Annotated in this window: 21 protein-coding genes; 16 read left to right on the plus strand and 5 right to left on the minus strand. The window is 38.1% G+C overall.

From position 1 onward, the window contains the following. Window positions 1–3 precede the first annotated feature (3 nt). On the plus strand, window positions 4–195 hold the full coding sequence (locus ACOMCU_RS15305) for a hypothetical protein (RefSeq protein WP_010860392.1): 192 nt from the start codon (window positions 4–6) through the stop codon (window positions 193–195). A gap of 18 nt (window positions 196–213) precedes the next feature. Continuing rightward, window positions 214–828: an alpha/beta hydrolase gene (locus ACOMCU_RS15310; protein WP_421050601.1), complete on the plus strand. Its 615-nt coding sequence runs from the start codon at window positions 214–216 to the stop codon at window positions 826–828. Between the two features lie 87 nt (window positions 829–915). On the opposite strand, the gene ACOMCU_RS15315 is transcribed toward ACOMCU_RS15310, so the two are convergent. From ACOMCU_RS15315 to ACOMCU_RS15325, 3 genes are all read right to left on the minus strand, one after another. Further along, window positions 916–3,027, minus strand: a complete 2,112-nt coding sequence (locus ACOMCU_RS15315) for an MMPL family transporter (protein ID WP_010860390.1) — start codon at window positions 3,025–3,027, stop codon at window positions 916–918. Between the two features lie 162 nt (window positions 3,028–3,189). Further along, the gene (locus ACOMCU_RS15320) at window positions 3,190–4,206 is read right to left on the minus strand and encodes an inorganic phosphate transporter (RefSeq protein WP_010860389.1); all 1,017 of its coding nucleotides are present in this window, start codon (window positions 4,204–4,206) and stop codon (window positions 3,190–3,192) included. A gap of 20 nt (window positions 4,207–4,226) precedes the next feature. Beyond that, on the minus strand, window positions 4,227–4,847 hold the full coding sequence (locus ACOMCU_RS15325) for a DUF47 domain-containing protein (RefSeq protein ID WP_010860388.1): 621 nt from the start codon (window positions 4,845–4,847) through the stop codon (window positions 4,227–4,229). A gap of 420 nt (window positions 4,848–5,267) precedes the next feature. On the opposite strand from ACOMCU_RS15325, the gene ACOMCU_RS15330 reads away from it, so the two are divergent. Together ACOMCU_RS15330 and ACOMCU_RS15335 are read left to right on the plus strand one after the other, a co-directional pair. After that, complete coding sequence (locus ACOMCU_RS15330) at window positions 5,268–5,954, plus strand: ABC transporter ATP-binding protein (protein WP_010860387.1); 687 nt, start codon at window positions 5,268–5,270, stop codon at window positions 5,952–5,954. Between the two features lies 1 nt (window position 5,955). Continuing rightward, window positions 5,956–7,275 (plus strand): ABC transporter permease, encoded by a 1,320-nt coding sequence (locus ACOMCU_RS15335; protein WP_421050602.1) that lies wholly within the window; start codon window positions 5,956–5,958, stop codon window positions 7,273–7,275. 514 nt (window positions 7,276–7,789) lie between these two features. Here ACOMCU_RS15335 and ACOMCU_RS15340 read toward each other — a convergent pair. Then, window positions 7,790–8,950 carry a class I SAM-dependent methyltransferase gene (locus tag ACOMCU_RS15340; RefSeq protein ID WP_421050603.1) on the minus strand — a complete coding sequence of 387 codons (1,161 nt, stop codon included), beginning with the start codon at window positions 8,948–8,950 and terminating at the stop codon, window positions 7,790–7,792. A 194-nt stretch (window positions 8,951–9,144) separates the two neighbouring features. On the opposite strand from ACOMCU_RS15340, the gene putP reads away from it, so the two are divergent. The 12 genes from putP to ACOMCU_RS15400 all read left to right on the plus strand — a co-directional run bounded on the left by putP (window position 9,145) and on the right by ACOMCU_RS15400 (window position 22,625). After that, window positions 9,145–10,629 carry a sodium/proline symporter PutP gene (gene putP / locus ACOMCU_RS15345; protein ID WP_010860384.1) on the plus strand — a complete coding sequence of 495 codons (1,485 nt, stop codon included), beginning with the start codon at window positions 9,145–9,147 and terminating at the stop codon, window positions 10,627–10,629. 182 nt (window positions 10,630–10,811) lie between these two features. Next, window positions 10,812–12,098, plus strand: coding sequence for a GTPase HflX (gene hflX / locus ACOMCU_RS15350; protein WP_421050604.1), 1,287 nt, complete (start codon window positions 10,812–10,814; stop codon window positions 12,096–12,098). A gap of 329 nt (window positions 12,099–12,427) precedes the next feature. Next, window positions 12,428–13,915 carry a peptide MFS transporter gene (locus tag ACOMCU_RS15355; protein WP_036131633.1) on the plus strand — a complete coding sequence of 496 codons (1,488 nt, stop codon included), beginning with the start codon at window positions 12,428–12,430 and terminating at the stop codon, window positions 13,913–13,915. A gap of 161 nt (window positions 13,916–14,076) precedes the next feature. Next, window positions 14,077–15,222, plus strand: a complete 1,146-nt coding sequence (locus ACOMCU_RS15360; RefSeq protein WP_010860381.1) for a M20 peptidase aminoacylase family protein — start codon at window positions 14,077–14,079, stop codon at window positions 15,220–15,222. Further along, the gene (locus ACOMCU_RS15365; RefSeq protein ID WP_010860380.1) at window positions 15,219–16,046 is read left to right on the plus strand and encodes a GNAT family N-acetyltransferase; all 828 of its coding nucleotides are present in this window, start codon (window positions 15,219–15,221) and stop codon (window positions 16,044–16,046) included. The genes ACOMCU_RS15360 and ACOMCU_RS15365 overlap by 4 nt, the downstream gene beginning before the upstream one ends. 23 nt (window positions 16,047–16,069) lie before the next feature. Next, window positions 16,070–17,176 carry an o-succinylbenzoate synthase gene (gene menC / locus ACOMCU_RS15370; RefSeq protein WP_421050605.1) on the plus strand — a complete coding sequence of 369 codons (1,107 nt, stop codon included), beginning with the start codon at window positions 16,070–16,072 and terminating at the stop codon, window positions 17,174–17,176. Window positions 17,177–17,241: 65 nt separating this feature from the next. Continuing rightward, window positions 17,242–18,297, plus strand: a complete 1,056-nt coding sequence (locus ACOMCU_RS15375) for a hypothetical protein (RefSeq protein WP_421050606.1) — start codon at window positions 17,242–17,244, stop codon at window positions 18,295–18,297. 287 nt (window positions 18,298–18,584) lie between these two features. After that, window positions 18,585–19,535, plus strand: coding sequence for an ABC transporter permease (locus tag ACOMCU_RS15380; protein WP_010860377.1), 951 nt, complete (start codon window positions 18,585–18,587; stop codon window positions 19,533–19,535). After that, a complete protein-coding gene (locus ACOMCU_RS15385) occupies window positions 19,528–20,481 on the plus strand; it encodes an iron chelate uptake ABC transporter family permease subunit (RefSeq protein WP_010860376.1) in 954 nt (317 codons plus the stop codon). The genes ACOMCU_RS15380 and ACOMCU_RS15385 overlap by 8 nt, the downstream gene beginning before the upstream one ends. Continuing rightward, window positions 20,478–21,239: an ABC transporter ATP-binding protein gene (locus ACOMCU_RS15390; RefSeq protein WP_010860375.1), complete on the plus strand. Its 762-nt coding sequence runs from the start codon at window positions 20,478–20,480 to the stop codon at window positions 21,237–21,239. Before ACOMCU_RS15385 ends, ACOMCU_RS15390 begins: the two co-directional genes overlap by 4 nt. Before the next feature lie 59 nt (window positions 21,240–21,298). After that, complete coding sequence (locus ACOMCU_RS15395; RefSeq protein ID WP_010860374.1) at window positions 21,299–22,309, plus strand: siderophore ABC transporter substrate-binding protein; 1,011 nt, start codon at window positions 21,299–21,301, stop codon at window positions 22,307–22,309. A gap of 1 nt (window position 22,310) precedes the next feature. Beyond that, window positions 22,311–22,625, plus strand: coding sequence for an antibiotic biosynthesis monooxygenase family protein (locus tag ACOMCU_RS15400; protein ID WP_010860373.1), 315 nt, complete (start codon window positions 22,311–22,313; stop codon window positions 22,623–22,625). Between the two features lie 443 nt (window positions 22,626–23,068). Here ACOMCU_RS15400 and ACOMCU_RS15405 read toward each other — a convergent pair whose 3' ends face one another. Then, on the minus strand, window positions 23,069–23,740 hold the full coding sequence (locus ACOMCU_RS15405; RefSeq protein WP_421050607.1) for a hypothetical protein: 672 nt from the start codon (window positions 23,738–23,740) through the stop codon (window positions 23,069–23,071). Window positions 23,741–23,907: the final 167 nt, after the last annotated feature.

Raw genomic sequence — 23,907 nt, forward strand, 5'->3', positions numbered from 1 at the left:
ACGATGAATGGGAAAAAACTAGTAGGAATTGTTATTGTTGTTGTTTTAGCTGTCTGTTTAATTTCAGTGATTACGATTATGAATTTTTATAAAAACAATGAAGAACAGCCAAATAGCGAAAATCGTGAAATTAATAAGTCAAAGAGCTTGAATTTAATTTTGCCACAAGCTACAATTATCTCGAATTCAAGATAATTGAGAGGTGGTCTGTTTATGCAGCACGTTTTTCATAAGGGAACCGACGAGACTAAACCAACCTTATTATTGTTACATGGTACAGGTGGCAACGAGCAGAGCTTAATTGGCCTTGCAAAGGAAATTGATGAGACAGCGAATATTTTAAGTGTTCGTGGGAATGTACTAGAAAATGGCATGCCACGCTTTTTCCGTCGATTAGCAGAAGGTGTTTTTGATATAGAAGATTTAATCTTCCGTACACAACAGTTAAATGATTTTTTGACTGAGGCTGCACAACAGTACGGTTTTGATCGTCAACGTATTGTAGCTATTGGGTACTCAAATGGCGCGAATATTGCAGCGAGCTTGCTATTCCATTATAAGGATGCATTAGCAGGTGCAATATTACATCACCCTATGGTACCTAGACGAGATATCGAACTGCCAGTATTAACTTCAATGCCAGTGTTTATCGCTGCAGGTACGAATGATCCGATGTGTACAGCTGAGGAATCGCAGGACTTGGAGGCACTTTTGTCTGCTGCCGGGGCCGAAGTAATGACGAATTGGTTTAATTACGGCCATCAATTAACAATGCCTGAGGTAGAAGCGGCGAAGGCATGGTATAAAAATAATTATAGTGAAGTTTAGTATTTTTATTTAGTAAAGCTAAAAGTAATTAAAAAACCGAGACATCTGTAATCGATGTTCTCGGTTTTTCATGTTCCACATGCGGCATTATTTATTTTTTTTCGTAAATGGAAGCCACCAGTTCCAATCTCCAAATAGCTTCATTAGACTTGGAACTAGCATAAGGCGAATAATGGTTGCATCTATGGCAACGGCAAGCGCAATACCAACCCCGATTTGCTTCACTGGCATAACATCCGTGAAAGCGAATGCGCCTGTAATAACAATCATAATGAGCGCAGCAGAAGTAATGATACGACTTGTAGATGTTAGCCCATCAATTGTTGCGCGTGTATTATCTGAGCCCTTTAGATATTCTTCTTGAATACGTGATATTAAAAAGACTTCATAATCCATACTCAAGCCGAATACAAGACAGAATACGATGACAGGAATAATAAGTACGATTGAACCAGCCTCTAACCCCAAATGACCGTATTGGAAAATATACACGAGTATCCCGAATGCTGAAGATAACCCAATGATATTCATAATAATCGCTTTTATTGGAATGAGAATAGAACGGAAAGCAAGCATTAAAATAAAGAAAGTTGAGACGATAATAATCGATACAGCTAAAAAGATTTTACTAGCAATTTCATCAAAAATTTCTTGGTTAAATTTCGCATGCCCGCCAAGTGCAAAATCGACGCCTAAATCTTTATTCATCCATGTTCTAGCAAATTCTTGAGCAGCAGTTGATGAACCTGCGACATTTAATGTAATCGGTATAAACATTTGTGTATCCTTTGAAAAAGCATTCAGAAGTGGTTTTAATTGTTGTGCCGCTTGTGGGATCTTTAACGAAGCAGCTAAATCCTCTGGTGATTTGATTTGAGCAGCCGTATAAATAGTTGATACTTTGTCTACGAGCGGATCGTCGAGTAGCTTTTCTTGAATGTCGTAAATAAGGTTTCTCGCCTCATCATCTTCCCAGCCACTAGGGCGCTCCGCAAGTAAGTACATAGTGGAAGTTTCGCCTAGCCCAAATGTTTCATCTAACTTATCGTATGCCGCACGTGCATCGTATTTTGTTGGTAAAGAATCCACCTGTGGAATCGTCAGTCGAATATCCTTTAGTGGAATCATGCCGATGCCAAGTAAAAGTAAAGCTGCTATAACAATCGTTACTGGACGTTTCATCACGAAGCCTGCAAAGCCACGCCAGCGATTTGCGCCTCCTGGCTTCACACGTAGTATACGCCACTTATTCAAACGATCCCCTAGAAGCATCATTGTGGCTGGTAATAACGTGAGGCCGGAAATCACTGCAAGTAACACAACGATTGTGCCACCAAGTGCGATATTGTGAAAAATTTCTACATCAATGACAATCATTGCACCAAGACCAATCATTACACAAACCGCAGAAAATATAATGGAACGACCAGCAGTTTGAATCGACGTTTGAATAGCTTGAGCGATTGTTGCGTGTCCTCGTTCTTCGCGATAGCGATTGATAAAGAGTAGCGCAAAGTCAATGCTTAATGCGAGCCCTAGCATAGGGACAATATTTAATACGAAAATGGATAAATTAACACTACCGGTTAGTAATGTTAGAATACCGAATGCTGAGATAACTGTAACGACACCAATGATAATTGGTAATAGTGCAGCTACAACAGTCCCAAAAGCAAGTAGCAACACGACAATGGCAATAGGGAGACCAATGGCTTCAGCTGATGCTAAATCTTTTTGACTAGCTGTATTAATGTCCTCTGAAATTACCGGTCCACCCGTTATGCTGACACCATCTTCCTCTATTAAGGAACGAACCTCTTTGACGACCTCAGGAAGGTTTTTAACATCATTCTTAAAATGAACCATCGCATAGGCAATGCCATTCTTTCGCAAAGAGGTATCTTCTAGCGGGGACTGAATAGAATGAATGTCTTCGATATCCTCTAACTTGTGCAATGTCTCTTGTATTTTTTTATCTTCTGCGGGATCAAAGAGCACTAAAACTGTATCAGCAGGTAAATCAAATGTTTTTGCTAGCTCATTTGTTACATAGGAATGATCCGCTTCGACAAAAAAACCATCACCTTGGAGTTTACTTGGAAGTTGTATTGCAAACACTACCATTGCAATGAAAAGAACAAGCCATACAGCAACGATGGCCTTCGCATGTGCAGTGATGAAATTTGAGTAAGCTTTCATATTGAGTATGTTTCCCCCTTTTTAAACTAGTGTAAAGGATGTGTCACATTTTGTCGTGTGACAAAGCAAAGACTCCTGCCCATAAAGGAACAGGAGTCTTCAAAACATCCGTTGGAGATTTTAATTTTATTGAGCAGGCGTTGAAACGCATATTCAATAAAATTAAAAGAAAAGTGATAAGCACAAGTAAATAATAGATGCCATCACTGCCGAAATTGGCATTGTAATGATCCAAGTTGTTACAATCTTACGTGCCATGCCCCAGTTTACACCACGTACACGTTGTGCTGAACCAACACCCATGATAGATGAAGAAATTACATGGGTTGTAGATACTGGCAAGTGAATTAAAGTAGCACCGAAAATAACTGTTGCCGAAGCTAAGTCTGCTGCCACCCCGTTAACAGGACGAATTTTCATAATCTTACCGCCAACAGTTTTAATAATTTTATAACCACCAATAGAGGTACCAAGACCCATAGCAGTCGCTGCTGCAGCGCGGACCCAGAAAGGAATTTCGTCTCCTGTGTGCAAGCCGCCTGCGATTAATGCCATTGTCATAATACCCATCGCCTTTTGCGCATCGTTTGTACCGTGCGTAAACGATTGAATAGCAGCAGTGAAAATTTGCATTGTACGAAAGCCTTTATTTGTACGATACAAATTTAAGTTTTTGAACAGTAATTTAAACAGAGTCATCATCAGAAAACCAGCGCAAATGGCGATGATTGGCGACAGTATTAACGCCGTTAAAATTTTTGTAAAACCACCATAGTTAAGTACATTGAAACCAGCGGACGCAATAGCTGCACCAGCAATTGAACCGATTAACGTATGGGAAGAGCTTGATGGTATACCAAAATACCAAGTAAGTAAATTCCAAATAATAGCCGAGATTAATGCCGCTAAAATTACGACAGAACCCGTTGTATCTCCTTCAAAGGCATTTAAAGCAAATGGATCTACAATGTCTTTTGTAAGTGCCTTTGCTACACCCACGAAGGTGATAGCACCGATGAAATTCATTGTAGCAGCCATAATAATTGCCACACGTGGTGGTAATGCTCTAGTAGAAACCGAAGTAGCAATAGCATTTGCTGTATCATGGAAACCATTGATAAAGTCAAATGTTAGGGCAAAGATGACGACTAGTACGGTTAGTATAATAATTGTGTCCATTGTAAGTGCCCAGCTCCTAATTACGCGTTACGCATGATAATTGTTTCCATTGTGTTGGCAACGTTTTGACAATAATCAGCGATATCTTCTAATTGTTCATAAATATCTTTAAACTTAATAATTCGGATTGGATCTTTTTCATTTAAAAACAATTGCTTAATAGAAGTACGTTGCACTTCGTCACATTCGCGCTCATAGTCTTTAATTAAAATTGCATGTGGGCGCATGCCGATAAGATTCTTTTTCTTTAACTCTTCAGTTGCTTTAACAATTTCGTCAGCACTTTTAGAAATGTAGCCTAAGAAGATACGCATAGATTCGTCTACTTCTGTTAAGGAGAACATTTCAAAGTGAGCGATACAATGCTCCGTACCATCTAACACATCGTCCATACGAATCGCAAATTCTAAAATATCCTCGCGCTCGATTGGTGTCATAAACGATTTATTTAGCATAACGATAAGCTCATGAATCAGTTTATCGCCAGCTGTTTCGTAATTTTTCATTGTAATGCTAATCTCTTTCAGGTCAGCTACACTGTTAATCCGGAAATCATTTGCGTAATGTACGGCCTCTCTCATGTTCTCAGCAATTTTATGCAATGCAACAAAGAAAGGGTCTTGTTTTTTTGAGTTAAGCATGTAAATCGAATCCTCCTGGATGTATATAAAATAATCGACCTTTAAACTTTACTATCATAACAAAATCTTTAGTTTATCTACATAAAATTTATCTAATCTCCACAAAACTTTACATTGCTGTAATATGCAAAATATTCACAATTATTATTGGTGTGTATTGTCTCTATTTTTATAGATACAGAAAAATGGCTATAAAATAACATTTTTTAAAAAATGAATAACTGTTTAGTACAGGAAAGAACATGTTGTATCGTAGTTTTTTACAAATATAACAGATTCAATTGTAAAGGTATTGTAAAGGCGTTCGATTATTATTAGTGTTCCCTGTTTTCTTAAGAATATCTTCACTTTTATCCTTCGTTATTATTAAGAATTCTTCTCTACAATGGAAAAAGAAGAGAAAGGGGCGTTTAAACAATAATGATACAAGTCGAGAATTTACAACATACATTTTTAATAGGAAAAAAGGGCAAGGAAAAGCGTGTGCCAGTATTAAAAGGCGTAAACTTCGAAGTCAAGGAGGGCGAGATTGTTGCAATTGTTGGCAAAAGTGGCTCTGGTAAATCAACTTTACTACAAATTTTAGCGGGGTTTATGAAGTCAGAACAAGGCTCCATTAATGTAAACGGACAGGAAACTGCGACGCTTACGGAAACGGAGAGCGCTGCTTTTCGCTTGCAACAGTTCGGATTTATCTTTCAAAACTTTCAACTAATGCCGGGCTTAACAGCTTTTGAAAATATTGAGTTACCTTTGAAATTACAAAGTACTAGCAAGGCAGTACGAAAAGAGAAAGTAAAAAAATTAATGAACAAGGTCGGACTAGCAGAGGTAGCAGACCATTATCCGAATGAATTATCAGGTGGTCAGCAACAGCGTGTTAGTATTGCAAGGGCCTTGATTACGAATCCACCTATTTTACTAGCGGATGAGCCAACAGGAAGTCTAGACTCTGAAACAGAGCAGGATATTTTACTACTGATTCAAAGCTTGAATCGGGAATTGGGCTTAACGTTTGTCATCATTACGCACGATGAAGAAGTAGCGTCGATTGCACATCGTCGTTTTCGTATGTATGATGGCGAACTTGTAAAGGAGGAGGCGTAACATGTTATTTAAAGACCAACTAGACTTTGTCACACAGCATATTAAGAAAAATAAATTACGAGTTTTTATGACAGTATTAGCGGCAACAATGGGTTGTGCATTTTTGATTGTACTAGCATCCATAGGTTTTGGCTTACAAGATTCCATTCGCAATGAAATACTTTCAGATGAAAAGGTTACGAAAATCCAAGTACATGGTGACGGGCAATTTACAGATGAACAAATAGATGAAATTAAAGCAAATGAGCATGTAGAAACTGTTCTAGAAACCGTTACGGTCAATGCAAGCGCGCACTCATTTTTTGAGAATCGTGATACAAACGGTAATTTATTTGTAACAAATATGAAGGATTTCGAGAGAGTGACGGGGAAACTATCGGAAGGGAAATATCCGACAAAGGCAAATGAAATCATTGTAGGGTACCACTTTGGTCAAACATTATTAAATGATGCCGAACGTGATGTGATTCAAGATAAAAATAAAAAAGCTGAGGCAGAGGGAACATATTATGATGGCCATGAGGAAGGTTATAAAGACTCCTTAATTGGTAAAGAAATTGAAATGTCTTTATTGCCGAATACTTCCGAAGCGACTGAGACTGAAAAAAAGAAATATACAATTGTCGGTGTGACTAAAAAACCCTCTTATGATTGGATGATTGACAACGCTGTTTATATGGATACACAACAGCAAGCGGTATTAGCAACAAACATGTCAACAACAGGAAATCTACAAGCCGATGAAATGTTCTATTCGGAATTTAACATCTTTGCAGACAGTATGGAAAATGTAAAACCGATTTTAGAGAAGTTGAAAGAAAAAGGCTATAGTGTTTTCTCTGTAACAGAACAATTAGAGCAATTGGATGTATTTTTCCTTGTATTGAAGATTGGATTAATATTTGTTGGGACAATCGCAGTATTAATTGCTTCAATTGGGATTTTTAATACGATGACGATGGCTGTTACAGAGCGTACACGTGAAATTGGTGTATTAAAGGCAATTGGGGCTAGTCCAAAGCTTATTCAACGTTTGTTCTTAATGGAGAGCACGTTTATCGGGCTTTTGGGAACACTGATAGCTGTAGTGATTTCATATGTCATTAGTTTTGCAGCTAATGTGGTATTACCATTAATTCTAAAAGCAGCAACTGGAGAAGATGCTTTTAGTACGAATGACATTACGTTTTCGCTCATTCCGTGGCAACTTGTCATTATTGCATCGGCTATAAGTATTGGAGTAGCGATGATTTCCGGCTACCGACCAGCCCGTAAGGCAACGAAAATAGATGTCATTCAAGCATTACGACAAGAGTTATAATTCACAGCCCATCAATATAAAGACTAAGCTGATGGACAGGAATATCGCGTAAATTTTTGATAGAAACCTTATGAGTAATAAAAGTATTTTTCTATTAGTGACATATATCTTGTCTAAGGTCAGATTGAAGACAAAAGGTTTCGGGAATGCTAGGCATTCCCGAAACCTTTTTCTGTGCTCTTTTGTTCTAAACTAGTGTTGCCCTGTACAGTCTGTGTCTCTTATGATAACTGTTACAGCAGTTTGTGCATCGGAGCGAGCTTCTTTGAAATTTATTGTATCAGTTTAGAGAGGAACAAGCTGCGAGCCTCCTGCGGAAGAAAGAACCAGCTAGAACCCGCACAGAGCATTCAAAGGGGACGCTAGATGGTTCGTCCACGGAAAGGTAGTGGCTTTTTCCGGGCCTGATTATTATTACTTCCTTAAAAAAACAAAGACTGTAGACAAACTCGACTTTGCCAATTTGAACTGTGCCACAATGAGTAAAGACATTTCTTGTCACGGGTTTTCATAATTATAAGTATGATTTTAGTTCATTTGCTAAAAATGGTTTTGCATTCAACAATGTTACAAAGGCATCATATTCGGCACGTTGTTCGAGACTTGGCTTTTTGCCAGTACGATACGCTCGTATGAGAATATTTTTTGGAGTGTTTTCCATGTCTATAAACTCCAGCAATTGAGCTTCATAGCCTACGAGTGATAGTATTTCTGCGCGAATTGAATCGGTTGCTAAAGCAGCAAATCGTTCACGTACAAGCCCGTGCTGTAACATAATGTCGAGCGCCGGAGTATGAAGTTGCTGGTTTAACTCATGTTGGCAACAAGGTACACTTAAAATAACGCTTGCTCCCCATTTGACAGCGCGCGATAAAGCCATATCTGTTGCTACATCGCAGGCATGTAATGTAACCACCATGTCCACTGTGGACTCATCATTATAGTCATTAATATCCCCGACTAAAAATTCAAGCTGTTCATAGCCTAAGTCCTGCGCGATACGGGAGCACTCCTCGATCACTTCCTTTTTTAAATCCAAGCCAGTGACGCGAATGTCCAAGCCCTTTTCAATTTTTAAATAATGGTATAAAGCAAAGGTTAAATAGGATTTTCCTGAACCAAAATCTAAAATACGGACTGGGCGATCCTTAGGTAAATAAGCTAGAGCATCATCGATAAATTCAATGAAACGGTTAATTTGCTTAAACTTATCGTACTTTTGTTTTTTTACCTTACCTTCTTCTGTTTGTACACCAAGTCGAATTAGAAAGGGGTAAGGTGTCGCATCATCTAGTAAATAGTTTTTCTTACGATTATGGGAAAGGTTAACTTGTTTTGGTACCGCTAAATTATCGGATTTCCATAATACTTTGTTTTTTTTCGAAAGTTGTACTTGTACTTTTTCGCCAATAAAGTCTACATGTGCTTGGCGAAAATCTTCGAAAAAAGCTTCAAGCTTTGTGGAGAAATCCGTCAAATGGACGTTTTCATGTTTCAAGATGCGTTCATATTGGTATTCAATCTGTATATGGTAAGCATCTTTTAACATTAAAGGTTTTAGTTTAATACGTTTTACTTCATTCGATTTCATGCGTGGCTGGCTAATTGTTGCCGCTACAAGTTGCTGTTGTAAAATTTGCTCTAGAAGTTGAGCTTTCATTTCTTCAAATGTCATGTTTTCTCCTTCTTTATTGTGTGATAGATGGCATTAGTGTAACACAATTTATAAAGTACATTGCTACTTTGAAATTCAAAAATAATTTCATGATTTTTCTGAATGTTTATGGGTGAAATTGTATATTCGTGGTATCTTTAGTATAGTAATTCTTTTTAATTTGGTGATACTAAAGACGAATAGGGGGAGAAAATATGTCAGATAACATGTATCAATTACTTGCGATTACTATTTATATGGTCGCTATGCTTGCAATCGGATGGTACGCTTTTGTTAAAACGTCAAATCTGACGGATTATATGCTTGGCGGTCGTTCGCTAGGTCCAGCAGTAACAGCGCTTAGTGCGGGTGCAGCGGATATGTCTGGCTGGCTTTTAATGGGCTTACCGGGTGCTATTTTTTTATCAGGACTTGTTGAAGCTTGGATAGCCATTGGATTAACAGTCGGTGCCTATTTGAACTGGTTATTTGTCGCACCGAGGTTACGTGTTTATACACAAGTTACCAATGATTCAATTACCATTCCGAGTTATTTGGATAATCGTTTACGTGACAGTACAAAGCTCATAAGAATTGCTTCAGGTATTATCATTCTAATATTTTTTACATTTTATGTATCTTCAGGAATGGTAGCAGGAGGCAAGTTCTTTGATAGTTCATTTGGCTATGACTACCATACTGGTTTATTAATTGTATCTGGTGTTGTAGTTGCCTATACATTATTTGGAGGATTTTTAGCGGTTAGTTATACTGACTTTTTACAAGGTCTCATAATGTTTTTAGCACTTGTTACAGTTCCGTTAGTTGGGTTGTATTTAACAGGTGGATTAGGAGATACAATTGCATCTATTAAGGCGGTTAACCCAGAACATTTGAACTTATTACCGACAACGGCAACAGCCGCAGCTATTATTTCCTCATTGGCATGGGGATTAGGTTATTTTGGACAACCGCATATTATTGTTCGTTTTATGGCGATTAGCTCAGTGAAAGAGACAAAGCAAGCTCGTCGTATTGGTATTGGTTGGATGATGTTAAGCCTTTTTGGTGCGATTGGCACAGCGTTGGTAGGTGTTGCTTATTTTGAACAAAATGCTGGAGAGTTAAAGGATGCTGAGACTGTCTTCATTGTGCTCGGTCAAACTTTATTCCATCCATTTATTGCTGGTATTATGTTAGCTGCCATCTTAGCTGCTGTTATGAGTACCATTTCATCACAGTTAATTGTTACTTCTTCGGCACTTGTGGAAGACATTTATAAAGCATTATTTAATAAGACGGCCGATGATAAGCATTATGTCTTTGTGGGTCGTGCGGCTGTGTTAGTTGTTGCAATTATTTCAGCCGTTTTAGCATGGAACCCCGACAGTTCTATTTTAAGTTTAGTAGGCTTCGCTTGGGCTGGCTTCGGTGCGGCGTTTGGTCCAGTGATATTACTGTCATTATATTGGAAAAAGCTAACGAATTACGGAGCCCTAAGTGGTATGGTGGCAGGTGCGGCTACAGCGTTTATCTGGGGAAAAATCGATGTATTAGCTGATGCATTATACGAAATTGTTCCAGGATTCTTAGTGTGCTTAATCGTTGCCGTTATTGTCAGTATTTTGACATATAGACCAAATAAAGATATTGAGAATGAATTTAATCGTACGGAAGAATTATTAAAAGAAGAAAGATAAATCAACTACATGCGCCCTAAGCTTAGAGGGCGCATTTTTTCAGATGTGTCTGGACGGGGTGTTTCATCACTTTAATCCGTTCGTATTCTATATCTTCTAAAAGACATAGATTGGGGGCATTATATGGTAAGATGGAGAAAATTTGTCGTAGCGTTACCAATGCGTTGGTGGGAGGTTTGTGAATGGATAGAATTAAGGAAGTAGATGTATTACAGGAAAAGGCAATTTTAGTTGGCGTGAATTTACGTAACGATGCGCATTTTGCTTATTCCATGGAAGAGCTAACGAATTTAGCAGAAGCTTTAAATGTAGAAGTCATCGGCACTGTGACACAAAACTTAGAGCGTGTCACGCCTTCACATTATGTGGGAACTGGGAAAATAGAAGAGATTAAAAATTTCTATGATGAGGCACAAGCCAATCTTGTCATTTTTAATGATGAATTGTCCCCTTCGCAAATCCGCAATCTAGAACGTGATTTAGCAACAAAGGTTATTGATCGGACGATGTTGATTTTAGATATTTTCGGTCGTCGTGCTAAAACTCGTGAGGCACAAATGCAGGTAGAATTGGCACAGCTTCAATATATGTTGCCACGTTTAGTCGGATTACATGCTTCACTTAGCCGTCAAGGTGGAGGTACAGGTGGTGGCTTTAAAAACCGTGGAGCTGGTGAAACAAAACTTGAGTTAGATCGCCGTAAAATTGAGGACCAAATCTCGAAAATTAAAAAAGATTTAGAGCAAGTGAAGGAACAACGGGAGACACAGCGTAAGCAGAGACGTAAAAATGATATACCCGTCGTATCCCTTGTCGGCTATACGAATGCAGGGAAATCAACTATCATGAATCAGCTTCTTACGAAAATTGGACAAGAAGACCATAAACAAGTATTTGAGAAAGATATGCTATTTGCTACACTTGAGACGTCTGTCCGTCAGATTGAGTTAGCTGATAACAAATCGTTTTTATTAACCGATACAGTCGGCTTTGTTAGTAAATTGCCTCATCATTTAGTGAAGGCATTCCGCTCGACATTAGAAGAGGCTCGTGATGCAGATCTACTGCTCCATGTTGTGGATGTTTCAAATGAAGAACATGGTTTTATGATGGATGTTACAAATGAAACGTTAAAAGCAGTGGGTGTTGAAGGAATCCCAACTATTTATGTTTATAATAAAGCGGATTTAGCAAATGTTCCTCATCCTGTAATCAGTGGTGACAATATTTGGATTTCTGCAAAGCAGGGTGTTGGCTTAGACGATTTAATACAAATGATACGTCAGCATATTTTCTGTGATTATATATCATGTAAAATGCTCATTCCTTATGAGCAAGGAAATGTGGTGTCTTATCTTAACGAAAATGCATCCATTCATGAAACGGCATACGAAGAAGAGGGCACATTACTGACGCTTGAAGCAAAAGAGGTAGATTATGCAAAGTTTCAGCAATATGTCATTAAATAGCAGTAATGGAGTCAACGGCGATTATTCGTCGTTGATTTTTTTATGCGTAAAAAATGGAAAATTCAGACTTTAAATTATTTTAAAATAATTTAAAGTAAGAAGCCAAAGGGAGGCTGGTGAAAGTGTAAGAAAACTTAGATATATCAATGAGTTTGGCGAAAATAATTGGAATCAATCAGAATTTAAAGAAAAATGATAAATTTTCAACATTTTTAAAAACTGTTGATAAAGTCATGAAAACGCTTTAGTATGATGAAATATAGTTTTTTATCCTTATTAATGGGCAATAATATTTTTAAGGAATAATGAAAATGGGAGAGGATATTGTTATGTCTACTAAAGATGAAATTGTAAAATCCGTCCCTCAAAAAGGCTTTGTCGGACATCCTAAAGGGCTCTTCACTTTGTTTTTCACTGAATTTTGGGAACGTTTTTCATACTACGGTATGCGAGCGATTCTAATATTCTTTATGTATTATGAGTTGCATGAAGGCGGTTTAGGCTTAGATCGTGGTACAGCAAACTCAATTATGGCCATTTATGGATCACTTGTCTATATGTCAGGTATAATCGGTGGTTGGATTGCCGACCGACTTTTAGGTACACGTAGAACTATATTTTATGGTGGCGTGTTAATTATGATTGGTCACTTACTGTTAGCGTTGCCTGGAGGCGTAAGCATGTTGTTTGTCTCAATGGCCTTTATTGTTATTGGTACTGGGTTATTAAAACCAAATGTCTCAAGTATTGTTGGAGATATTTATGCTCAGACAGATAGTCGTCGCGACGCAGGATTTTCAATTTTCTATATGGGTATTAATATGGGTGCATTTATTGCGCCGTTTATTGTCGGAACAATTGGACAAAAGTATAGTTTCCATTTAGGGTTCGGTTTAGCAGGCATTGGGATGCTAATTGGTTTAATTGTTTATAAAGCAACTGAGAAAAAGTATTTAGGTTTAGCGGGCTTACAAGTAAATAATCCGTTAAAGCCTGAAGAACGTAAAAAAGTATTCACGCAATTCGGCATTATTGCCTTACTTATAATAATTGCAGGTGCGATTGGCATAAAAACGGGCATACTAACGATGAATGTCTTTAGTTTAATCATTACTGCATTAGGTATTATCATTCCAACGGTGTTCTTTATCTATATGTATCGCAGTGAGAAAACAACAAAGGACGAAAAATCTCGTCTGCTTGCTTATATTCCACTGTTTTTATCTGCTGTAATGTTCTGGGCCATACAAGAACAAGGCGCAACTATTTTAGCAACGTATGCAGATGAACGTACACGTTTAAACATTGGTGGTTTCCAACTTCAATCGTCTTGGTTCCAATCGTTAAACCCGTTATTCGTTATTACCATGGCGCCGTTATTTGCAATGCTATGGCTAAAATGGGGCGATAAGCAACCGTCGACACCACGTAAGTTCTCGTATTCATTATTCTTTGCAGGTTTGTCGTTTTTAGTTATGATGATTCCAGCGCACTTTTCAGATGGACAAGCATTGGTGAGTCCTTGGTGGTTAGTGTTGTCATTTTTCTTAGTCGTAATAGGCGAATTATTGCTATCGCCAGTAGGTCTTTCAGCTACAACGAAGTTAGCACCACAGGCTTTTGCAGCGCAGACAATGTCACTTTGGTTCTTAACAAGTGCCGCAGCGCAAGCAATCAATGCCCAGCTTGTAAAAGTATATGAAGTTGTAAGTGAATTCACCTACTTTGGCTTTTTAGGTTTCTTGTCGATTATTATTGGTGTGATCATATTATTGCTGTCACCAATTATTTCTAAAGCAATGCGTGGTATTAATTAGTATAAGGATGTCGGGGTAGTCTAGTGATGGACTGCTCTTGGCATCTTTTTTGTCTTTCTTGAGGTTGAAATGCTAAATAAGGCAATAAGTTTCTGTGTAGAAAAGAAACTTTTTTCGTTATAATAGTCTTAATAGTATGAAAATTAAAGGGGTGGTTTGGTATGAAAGAAGCGTTGGATCGCTTGAGGCCTAGATTAATGGAGATTTTCACGTACTTACACGCGCATCCAGAGAAAAGCTGGTATGAGGTAGAAACAACTAATTATATTTTTGAGCTATTAACGCGTGAAGGATATTCACCAAAGCGCTTTGAAAATTGTACAGGACTTTATGTGGACGTAGGTCGAGGAAAACCGAAAGTTGGTTTGCGTACCGATATTGATGCACTGTGGCAGGAGGTAGATGGTGAGTTGCGCGCCAATCACTCCTGTGGACATGATGGACATATGACGATGGCCATTGGTGCTCTGTTACTGTTGAAAGAACAACCACAAACATTCAATGGTACGATTCGTGTAATTTTCCAACCCGCAGAAGAAAAGGGCACAGGTGCATTAGCTATTCTACAAGAAGGAATAATTGATGATTTAGACTATTTATTTGGCGTTCATTTGAGACCTGTGCATGAACTAGAGGATGGTGCCTATTGTGCGGCATTGTACCATGGCGCTTCAAGATTGCTTGAAGGAGAAATAATTGGCGAGGATGCCCATGCGGCAAGACCCCATCTAGGTGTCAATGCAATTGAAGTAGGGGCAACAATTATAGAGGATTTACGTACGATTCATACTGACCCTATGATTCCTGTGTCAATAAAGATGACGAAGTTTCAAGCAGGGGGAGAGTCTGGCAATATAATTCCTGGTAGAGCATCTTTCACCATTGATATACGCGCACAACAAAATGATGTAATGGATACACTCGCTCAAGGTGTAAAACGTGTAGTAGATTCTTCAAAAATCTTGCATAAAGTTCAGATTGAATTACGTACAGTGGCAAATATTGTGGCGGCAGAGGTAGATTCAACCGCCCAATATATTATGGAGCAGGCTATTGTAAAAGCGACAGGTTTATCGAATTTAAGAAAGCCTATTCGAACACCGGGTGGGGAGGATTTTCACCATTATGCTGTTCAACGACCACATTTAAAGACGACAATGTTAGGTTTAGGTTGTGGTTTAACACCAGGGCTACACCATCCAAAGATGAAATTTAAGCAGGCGAGGCTTGTGACTGGAGTTGAAATTCTTACGAATGCCGTATTACTGGCATTAAAAACAAAGAATATAGGGGAGGCGTCAGTATGATGTTAGAAAAAGTATGTATAAAGAAAGTGATTACACCAGTGGAAATTGCTAAGGTGCAACACCTTAACGCAGAAATATGGGGAAGTCAGGCCATTCCCTCTCACCAGTTGCTTGCTGCTGTGCAAAATGGGGGACTATTACTTGGTGCATATTTAGAAGGTCGGCTGATTGGCTTTAATTATTGCTTTGTGGGCTATCAAGAGGGGGAAATGTATCTTCATTCGCACATGATTGGCGTGGAGAAAACATATCGTGAACAAGGTGTAGGGGAATTATTAAAACATGCTCAACAAGAATATGCCAAAGAAAATGGGTTTCAACTTGTCCGTTGGGTATTTGACCCATTAGAAACACGTATGGCTAATTTATCATTTTTGAAATTAAATGCTGTTAGCTATCAATATAAGACGGATTATTACGGTCCGTTACAAGATGATTTTAATGATGGACTACCTTCAGACCGGCTTGCTGTTGAGTGGTGGATTGAACGCAAACATGTAGACGATTGCTTAGACGAATTTGCAGAAAGTGCAGAAGAAATTGTTTCGTGGTCAATGACGGTGGATGGTTTGCCAGTACTTGATAAAGATGGTGAATTTCAGCGTGATCAAGTATTTATTAGGGAGGCTTACTTATTAGCAATACCACAATATTTGCAAAAAATGAAAGTAGAGAGTCCGAAGCTTGCGGAAGACTGGCGTTATAAGGTTCGTACAATTTTAACGACCTTATTTGAACAGGAGTATGCCATCGTTCGAGTGAAGAAACACAAGGAATATGTGAACTTCTATCTATTAGTCAGACGCTCTTTATTAGCTTTATAATTAAGGATAAGGAGTGAATTTTTGTGAGAATAGAAGAAGTTACAATTAGACATTTGAAAATAGCCATGAAGTCCCCATTTAAAACAAGTTTTGGCACGATTCATGACAAAGAATTATTGCTTTTAGAAGTGAAGGATCTATCAGGCACGATAGGCTGGGGAGAAGCGGTAGCCTTTGTGGCGCCGTGGTATACAGAGGAGACATTAAAGACGACATGGCATATGCTAGAGGACTTTTTAATGCCAACCTTGCTACATAAAGATATTGTGCATCCAGATGAGATCAGTGCGATGTTCGCCCCTATTCGGCGTAATTGTATGGCAAAGGCCTCGATTGAAGGAGCGGTTTGGGATATATATGCACAACAAACGAAGCAGTCACTTGCTCACGCATTAGGTGGTCGTAAGGAAATGATTGAGGTAGGCATAAGTGTTGGCATTCAATCCTCTACCCAAAAATTAATCGATTTGTTAAAAGTCTATGTAGAAATGGGTTATAAACGTGTAAAAGTGAAAATCAAACCAGGCTATGATGTTGAAGTGATTCGTGCTATTCGTACTGAATTTCCAGACTTACCATTAATGGCTGACGCCAATTCTGCCTATACCTTAAATGACATTGACGTGTTACGGCAACTGGATGCCTACAATTTATTAATGATTGAGCAGCCACTTGCAGCTGACGATATCATAGATCATGCTACGTTACAAAAGCAGTTGACAACACCCATTTGTCTAGATGAAAGTATTACGTCTTTGGAGGATGTTCGGAAGGCAATTGAACTTGGAAGCTGTGGTGTCATAAATATTAAAATTGGACGGGTAGGTGGCTTAACTGAAGCCAAGAGAATTCATGACTTGTGTCAAGAAAAAGGTATTCCTGTGTGGTGTGGCGGTATGTTAGAGGCTGGAATCGGACGAGCGCATAATATTGCCTTAACGTCACTCGCTAATTTTGTATTACCTGGAGATACAGCAGGTTCAAGCCATTATTGGGACGAGGATATTATTACACCTGAAGTGGTTGTAGAAAATGGCTATATTCGTGTACCACAGTGTATAGGTATTGGATATATGCCTAATATGGACGTCATTGAAAAGTTGACAATCAGTAAGAAAAGTTATAAATAGGAACTTTCATTGGTGGGAGTCGTAGTACCAGCTGGCACGGGATAAATAAACGGGGAGAGAATTGATTGAAAAAAAGTTTGCAAATCGGTGGTGCCTATGTAGGAATTATCGTCGGTGCGGGGTTTGCATCAGGGCAGGAAATCGTGCAGTACTTTACGAGTTATGGCTATAAGGGGATTTTCGGAGCACTTATTGCCACATTAGGATTTGCCTTTGTAGGAATGTGTATTGCGCAAATTAGCTCAAGATTGCGGACAACATCACATAAGGATTTGATTTATTTAATTTCAGGTAATACGGTTGGTTTTGTGATGGATTATTTACTGTCACTCTTCTTATTTGGTGTGGCTGTAATTATGTTTGCTGGAGCGGGTGCTACATTTGAACAAATGTTTGGTCTGCCAGTGTGGATGGGGAGTATTTTTATGATTGCCTTAACCATTGTCACAGTGATGATGAATGTTAAAAGTATCATTAACATTATTGCTATTGCTACACCCTATTTGTTAGCCGTTGTAACAGTGATAGCTGTGTATTCATTAGCAACGATGGAATTATCCTTTGCAGAACAAGTTGTGATTGCTGAACAACAATTACGAGTAGAATCTAAAAGCTGGTGGGTCACAGCTTTACTGTATATGTCTTTCAACATTGGCGTATGTTTCTCACTTCTTACCGTGATGTGTGGATCTATACGAAATGAGCGAGTTGCAGGAATGGGAGGCATTATCGGGGGAATGCTGTTAGGTGCATTAATCTTTCTCATAAATCTCTCATTACTTGCAAAGATGAATATCATAGGTGGAGTAGATATCCCGATGCTCGCCTTAGCGAATGAAATACATCCGATAATTGGTCTATTAATGTCATTATCGTTACTGGGCATGATCTATAATACGGCGGTTGGGATGTTCTACTCGTTCATGGTACGTTTCTTTAAGCCAACAAAGCCTAGCTTTAAGGTTGCCGTCATCTTCATAGGTGCTTTAGGCTTTTTAGCAAGCCTTGCAGGTTTCACCACACTCGTATCGAAATTATATGCTGTGATGGGTTATCTAGGTTTTATTTTAGTCGTGTCTATTGTACTTGCATGGTTAAGAGGGATTCGTCGATTTGCTTGAATAAAAAGGTGATTGAGAAAAGCATACTGCTTTATTCTCAATTACCTTTTTTATTTGGATGAAAAATAGATGAATTATTGAATTATTTTTGTCTTTGGAAAAGTCAAAAATGTCGATATATCATCATTTATACTAGTTTATTAGAGAATATTAAATAAAGCGAGAATAATTCTCATTTGAAGGTTGACTGATATTCCAAACACGCTTATAATGAGAATCGTGAGTAGTGATAATCATTTTCACTAGAAAATGGTTTGCGAATAAAAATGAATCTACCGGGGATTACAATGAAAATTAGATATCTTTTAACAGCAACTATTGTGTTGTCTATTGTGTCGCTGTTTATCGGTGTAGTGAATATTAAGCCGAGTGACTTATTAGACTTCCAATCAGAAGAAACGAGACTATTTTTAATTAGTCGTATACCAAGACTTGTTGCAATTTTGCTTGCAGGTGCAGGTATGAGTATTGCTGGTTTAATTATGCAAAGCTTAAGTAGGAATAAGTTCGTGTCGCCAACGACAGCAGGAACGTTAGATGCAACGAAGTTAGGTATACTAATTTCGATGATGTTTTTCACGAATGTCACGTACTTCCAAAAAATTTCTTTCGCTTTCATATTTGCTTTAGCCGGCACGTTATTGTTTATGCAAATATTAAATCGAATCAAGTTTAAAGATGCGATATTTATACCGCTTATTGGCTTAATGTTCGGAAATATTCTTTCATCTATTACGACATTCTTTGCGTATAAGGCGGATATTATCCAAAACATTTCTGCATGGTTACAAGGAGATTTTTCATTAATGATGAAAGGCCGTTATGAGCTTTTATACATAAGTGTACCTGTGCTGATTTTAGCTTACATTTATGCAAACCGCTTCACTGTAGCAGGGATGGGCGAGGATTTTGCTAAAAACCTTGGTCTTTCCTATAAGTTCGTTTTGAATTTAGGTTTAGTGTTAGTAGCACTTATCTCAACGACAGTGGTGTTGACAGTAGGTGTGATTCCATTCCTTGGTTTAATCATTCCGAATATTATTTCGCTGTTCAAAGGGGATAATTTAGCGAAGACATTACCCCATACAGCCTTGCTAGGTATGTCATTCCTATTATTCTGTGATATTTTAGGCAGGATATTAATTTTCCCATATGAAATTCCGATTAGCATGACAGTTGGTGTTATCGGAAGTGCAATCTTCCTATTTATGTTGTTTAGGGGGAAAGCGTATGCGTAATAGTAAGAAGCTGTTAATTTTAGTAGGACTGGCTATAGTCTTTGTGTTGCTTTATGTATTTTATGAACTAAATGGTAACTATCATTACGCGTTCCCACGCCGCATAATTAAAGTGGTGGCAATGACGTTAACAGGGATAGCAATTGCTTATTCTACAGTTGTTTTCCAAACGATTACACATAATCGTATTTTAACGCCAAGTGTAATGGGTCTCGATGCTTTATATATGTTGGTTCAAACAATTATTTACTACTTCTTTGGCTCGATGTCGGTGTTCGTTATTAATGCACAATATAATTTCTTACTAGCTGTTTCAGCAATGATTGTTTTTGCGTTAATTTTCTATCGCGTATTGTTTAAAGAAGGAAAACGTCCAATTTACTTCTTGCTGCTTGTCGGCATGATTGTCGGAACGTTTTTAGGTAGCGTCACAACGTTCTTCCAAGTATTAATTGATCCGAATGAGTTTTTGAGTTTACAAAGTAAAATGTTTGCAAGCTTTAACAATGTCAATTCGGATTTAGTATGGCTAGCAGGGCTTGTTATTGTGATTACCTTTATTTTTGGCTGGCGTCACATGAGTCAATTAGATGTTATGTCTCTTGGTCGAGATACAGCGATAAACTTAGGGGTACCCTATGATAAACTTGTACAGCGCATGCTTATATTATCTTCGGTATTAATTGCCGTTTCTACTGCACTTGTTGGGCCAATTACGTTCTTCGGCTTAATCGTGGCGAATTTGTCATATCAGTTTTTCAAGACATACAAGCATTCTGTATTAATTGCAGGCTCTTGTATAATGAGTATTGTTGCTTTAGTCGGTGGGCAGTGGGTGGTCGAACGTATTTTTAATTTCGATACAACACTTAGCGTTATTATAAACTTTATAGGTGGCGTATATTTCATCTACCTATTACTAAAGGAAAGTAGGTCAGCAGGATGATCCAAGTTAAAGAAATTTCTAAGTATTTTGGAAAAAAACCGGTCATTCAAGATGTCAGTGTCGAAGTAGCAACAGGAAAAATTACGTCCTTTATTGGACCGAATGGTGCTGGTAAATCAACACTGCTTTCAATGGTAAGCCGTTTACTTAATGCAGACACTGGAGAAGTATTACTCGATAAATCGGATGTACGTCGTTGGAAATCAGATGACTTTGCAAAGCGCGTATCGATTTTAAAGCAGTCGAACTATATGAATGTACGTCTAACAATTCGTGAGCTTGTATCCTTTGGCCGTTTCCCCTATTCAAAAGGAAATTTAAAACCAGAGGATGAGATAAAAGTAGAAGAGGCGCTTCAATATATGAATTTGGATGATCTCCAACATAATTATTTGGATGAATTATCAGGGGGTCAGCGTCAACGTGCCTTTATCGCAATGGTGATTGCACAAGACACAGACTATATCTTACTCGATGAGCCACTGAACAACTTGGACATGAAGCACTCGGTGCAAATCATGAAAATCCTGCGCAAATTGGTGGACGAGTTAGGAAAAACGGTTGTCATTGTATTACACGATATTAACTTTGCATCGGTGTACTCTGACCATATCGTAGCATTAAAAGATGGACGAGTTGTTAAAGACGGTCCAACGCATGACATCATTACTTCGGATGCGCTTAAGGAAATCTATGATATGGATATCCCTGTTCAAGAACAGAACGGTTGCCGTATTTGCGTGTATTTTAACTCTTAGGAACAAAGATGATTAAAGTCATCTGAAAAATATAAAACAAATAAAGGAGCAATTTCACTATGAAGAATTGGAAGTTACTTACAGTATTAATGGCTATGATGCTATTAGTATTAGCTGCGTGTGGTTCAAAAGATGAAGCAAAAGAAGAAGATAAAGGTTCAACAACTGATAACAAGCCTGCAGAGGAACAAAAGGACGAAGCAACTGCGTACCCACTTACAATCCCAGGTAGCACAGTTGATGAAAGCACTTTTGCTGACGTTACTTTAGAAAAAAAACCAGAGAACGTTGTTGTTTTTGACTATGGTTTCCTTGATACTTTAGACGCTTTAGGTGTTGAAGTTGCAGGTGTTGCACAAAAATCAGTTCCTGAATATTTAAGTAAATACACAGACACAACTTATGTAAATGTTGGTTCTTTAAAAGAGCCTGATTTTGAAGCATTATCTTCTATGAATCCAGATATTATTTTCATCTCTGGTCGTCAAGCATCTGCTTACGAAGAATTATCTAAAATCGCTCCAACTGTATACATTGGTGTGGAGAACGCTGATTTCGTAAACTCTTTCAAAACAAATACTGAATTAGCTGGTAAAATCTTTGGTAAAGAACAAGAAGCTGCAGATGCATTTGCTGCATATGAAGCGAAAGTAGAAGAAATCAAAGCTAAAACTGCAACTGCTGAAGAAAAAGCATTAATCGTTTTAGGTTCTGAAGGTTCATTATCTGCATATGGTCCTGGTTCACGTTTCGGTGTGATTCACGATGTATTTGGTGTAAAACCTGCTGATGAGAAAATTGAAGTATCTACACATGGTGCAAACGCATCATTCGAATATGTGCGCGATACAAACCCAGATGTATTATTCGTAGTTGACCGTGATGCTGCAGTAAATCCTGAAGGCGAATCTGGCACGAAAGCGGCAATTGAAAATGAAATCGTTGGGGCTACTAATGCAGCGAAAAACGGTAAAATTTTCTATCTAGATCCACAATACTGGTACCTATCAGGTGGCGGTATCACTTCTGAAACTGCAAAAGCTGACGATGTTTTAAAGGCTTTTAACTAATATGTTTGTACAAATTAAACGTATGGTCGTTACGGAAGGGAATTCGGACAAAGTTGTTGAGCGTTTTGGTACTAAAAAAGATGGTCCATCATTGCTAGAACAACAACCAGGGTTTATTGATAAGCAAGTATTAGTTAAGAAAGTACGTCGTGGTGATGAGGAAGTGCTTATTGTGGTTCGATGGGAATCAGAAGAAGCATGGAAAAATTGGGAGAAGAGCCCTGAGCATGTTGCGGGTCATAAAGCAAATGCCGGTAAGCCAAAGCCCGAATACATCATTGAAAGCGGACAAGAAGTATATTATGTAAAAGCTTAATAAACTAGAGGTGTCTCAAATCTTTTGAGGCACCTCTTTAGACTGTGACAAACTCAAAAATTGAGTTTGTCACAGTCTTTTTTCTTTTAAAATAGAAGTATCTTTATGAACCCGTTGATTTGCGCTACGGTGGACGCTTTTCGCGTGCATGGCTTCAGTCTCCTCATGCCATTTCCGCAGAAGTCGCCGCCTGCGCTCCAATCAACTCGTGTACGTAAAGTTGGGCGACTAAGTATTGATCCGATTGTCCTGTTAAAAATGATCTTTATTCAATAGGTATTTGGTATTTGTTCTATGCGGCAGACGTGTTTCTATTCTTGCGGGTATTTTAGTAGGGGGGGCAAGTACAAAAAAACAGTTTAGTTTTTTGTGCCTTACCCCAATGTATGAGTAGTTTAAGGGGATTTCATAAGTGGTCATGCTAAACAGTTAATTCCGATATGTTAATGTTTAATGGATGCCTTATTCCATGTGTTAAATGCTGAGGCAATATTAAATGAGATACCGCTTTCACTTATTGAAACGCCAGTAAATTTCGAACTAGATCGTGTTTGTTCACAATAAATATTATTTTCACCAATATCTGCAGAAGGAATAGCAATTTCTGCCTTCGAGTCTTTGTAGTAAAAAGGTAAGTCAACGTTTCCCCCTATTTTAACGGTATTACCTATAGAGGAAGTACTAGAACAATTGTGATTAGTGGTGTCCCTATTTAATACCCCTCTTGCATTGATAATACTAAACTTTGCTGCTGTATAGATGCTAGGTTTACTTATATTTAATCCAGAGGTAAATGGTGTTACTAAGGGCATAATTGAAAGACTGTCTTCAGCTACTCTTCTAATCCCGTATTGATCAATAGTATTGTCTAGCTTTTGCTGAAACGAATTATCAAATCCAGGAATATCACTAATAAAATTTGAAAATGTAGATTTATTTTTATACTCAGTTAATGTTTCTTTATAAGCTTGTAATTCCGTTTGAATAATAATTTGCTCAACATATTGTTGTTCACTCGTCGGTTTTTTAATTGTAATTTCTTCTGCCGAGACAGATATAGTGCATGAAAAAGTAGCGGCAATTATTAAAACAGTTTCGTTTATTCCATTTTTCATATCAACCACTCCCAATATTGGAGAATTTCCTTATATGTTTCTCAGTAGTTTTCATTACTAGCCTATGTATCTTTAACCTAGTTTAAGCGTAACATCAATAAGGACGCCATTTCAACGGGGAGTTTACGCCAAAAAGTGGCGGTAGTAATTCAATACCGCCACTTTTT

Source organism: Lysinibacillus sp. UGB7 (genome assembly GCF_049058285.1).
GTDB classification, from domain to species: Bacteria; Bacillota; Bacilli; order Bacillales_A; family Planococcaceae; genus Lysinibacillus; species Lysinibacillus sphaericus_B.

Coding starts and splice junctions, on each gene's coding strand:
- ACOMCU_RS15305 (WP_010860392.1), top strand. CDS start 4: ATGAATGGGAAAAAACTAGTAGGAATTGTTATTGTTGTTGTTTTAGCT.
- ACOMCU_RS15310 (WP_421050601.1), top strand. CDS start 214: ATGCAGCACGTTTTTCATAAGGGAACCGACGAGACTAAACCAACCTTA.
- ACOMCU_RS15315 (WP_010860390.1), bottom strand. CDS start 3,027: ATGAAAGCTTACTCAAATTTCATCACTGCACATGCGAAGGCCATCGTT.
- ACOMCU_RS15320 (WP_010860389.1), bottom strand. CDS start 4,206: ATGGACACAATTATTATACTAACCGTACTAGTCGTCATCTTTGCCCTA.
- ACOMCU_RS15325 (WP_010860388.1), bottom strand. CDS start 4,847: ATGCTTAACTCAAAAAAACAAGACCCTTTCTTTGTTGCATTGCATAAA.
- ACOMCU_RS15330 (WP_010860387.1), top strand. CDS start 5,268: ATGATACAAGTCGAGAATTTACAACATACATTTTTAATAGGAAAAAAG.
- ACOMCU_RS15335 (WP_421050602.1), top strand. CDS start 5,956: ATGTTATTTAAAGACCAACTAGACTTTGTCACACAGCATATTAAGAAA.
- ACOMCU_RS15340 (WP_421050603.1), bottom strand. CDS start 8,950: ATGACATTTGAAGAAATGAAAGCTCAACTTCTAGAGCAAATTTTACAA.
- putP (WP_010860384.1), top strand. CDS start 9,145: ATGTCAGATAACATGTATCAATTACTTGCGATTACTATTTATATGGTC.
- hflX (WP_421050604.1), top strand. CDS start 10,812: ATGGATAGAATTAAGGAAGTAGATGTATTACAGGAAAAGGCAATTTTA.
- ACOMCU_RS15355 (WP_036131633.1), top strand. CDS start 12,428: ATGTCTACTAAAGATGAAATTGTAAAATCCGTCCCTCAAAAAGGCTTT.
- ACOMCU_RS15360 (WP_010860381.1), top strand. CDS start 14,077: ATGAAAGAAGCGTTGGATCGCTTGAGGCCTAGATTAATGGAGATTTTC.
- ACOMCU_RS15365 (WP_010860380.1), top strand. CDS start 15,219: ATGATGTTAGAAAAAGTATGTATAAAGAAAGTGATTACACCAGTGGAA.
- ACOMCU_RS15380 (WP_010860377.1), top strand. CDS start 18,585: ATGAAAATTAGATATCTTTTAACAGCAACTATTGTGTTGTCTATTGTG.
- ACOMCU_RS15385 (WP_010860376.1), top strand. CDS start 19,528: ATGCGTAATAGTAAGAAGCTGTTAATTTTAGTAGGACTGGCTATAGTC.
- ACOMCU_RS15390 (WP_010860375.1), top strand. CDS start 20,478: ATGATCCAAGTTAAAGAAATTTCTAAGTATTTTGGAAAAAAACCGGTC.
- ACOMCU_RS15395 (WP_010860374.1), top strand. CDS start 21,299: ATGAAGAATTGGAAGTTACTTACAGTATTAATGGCTATGATGCTATTA.
- ACOMCU_RS15400 (WP_010860373.1), top strand. CDS start 22,311: ATGTTTGTACAAATTAAACGTATGGTCGTTACGGAAGGGAATTCGGAC.
- ACOMCU_RS15405 (WP_421050607.1), bottom strand. CDS start 23,740: ATGAAAAATGGAATAAACGAAACTGTTTTAATAATTGCCGCTACTTTT.